At 44.3% G+C, this 1,324-nt stretch carries 1 protein-coding gene; it reads left to right on the forward strand.

All coding sequences use genetic code 11. The features are described from left to right. The coding region (locus MICAI_RS17165; protein WP_039900449.1) for a tetratricopeptide repeat protein at positions 1–1,324 on the forward strand (1,324 nt) is incomplete at both ends.

Here is a 1,324-nt window from a genome sequence, read left to right on the forward strand (position 1 = left end):
AGGACTTTACAGAGTTCAAGGAAGATACAGCGAAGCCGAACCCCTCTACAAACAAGCCTTAGCTATCAGGAAACAACAATTAGGAGACAACCATCCCTCTACCGCCACCAGTCTCAACAATTTGGCAGAACTTTACAGAGTTCAAGGCAGATACAGCGAAGCCGAACCCCTCTACAAACAAGCCTTAGCTATCTGGAAACAACAATTAGGAGACAACCATCCCGATACCGCTCAAAGTCTCAACAATTTGGCATTACTTTACCAGTCTCAAGCAAGATACAGCGAAGCCGAACCCCTCTACAAACAGGCTTTAGCTATCAGCAAACAACAATTAGGAGACAACCATCCCGATACCGCCATTAGTCTCAACAATTTGGCAGAACTTTACAGAGTTCAAGGAAGATACAGTGAAGCTGAACCCCTCTACAAAGAGGCTTTAGATATATTCAAGCAACAGTTAGGAGACAACCATCCCTCTACCGCCACCAGTCTCAATAATTTGGCATTCCTTTACCAGTCTCAAGGAAGATATAGCGAAGCCGAACCTCTTTTAAAACAGTCTTTAGCTATCAGGAAACAACAATTAGGAGACAACCATCCCGATACCGCTCAAAGTCTCAACAATTTGGCTGCACTTTACCTATCCCAAGGAAGATACAGTGAAGCTGAACCCCTCTACAAACAAGCCTTAACTATCAGGAAACAACAATTAGGAGACAACCATCCCGATACCGCTCAAAGTCTCAACAATTTGGCAGAACTTTACGAGTCTCAAGGAAGATACAGCGAAGCCGAACCCCTCTTACAACAAGCTTTAGCCATCTGGAAACAACAATTAGGAGACAACCATCCCGATACTGCAAAAAGTTTTGGCAATTTGGCAGGACTTTACGAGTCTCAAGGAAGATACAGCGAAGCCGAACCCCTCTACAACAGGTCTTTAGCTATCATCAAACAACAATTAGGAGACAATCATCCCGATACCGCCACCAGTCTCAACAATTTGGCATTACTTTACCAGTCTCAAGCAAGATACAGCGAAGCCGAACCCCTCTACAAACAAGCCTTAGCTATCAGGAAACAACAATTAGGAGACAACCATCCCGATACTGCACAAAGTTTTGGCAATTTGGCAGTACTTTACTATTCTCAAGGAAGATACAGCGAAGCCGAACCCCTCTTCAAACAAGCTTTAGCTATCTGGAAACAACAATTAGGAGACAACCATCCCTCTACCGCCGCCAGTCTCAACAACTTGGCAGAACTTTACAGAGTTCAAGGAAGATACAGCGAAGCCGAACCCCTCTTCAAACAAGCTTTAGCT

It is taken from the genome of Microcystis sp. T1-4, from assembly GCF_000297435.1.
Taxonomy (GTDB): Bacteria; Cyanobacteriota; Cyanobacteriia; order Cyanobacteriales; family Microcystaceae; genus Microcystis.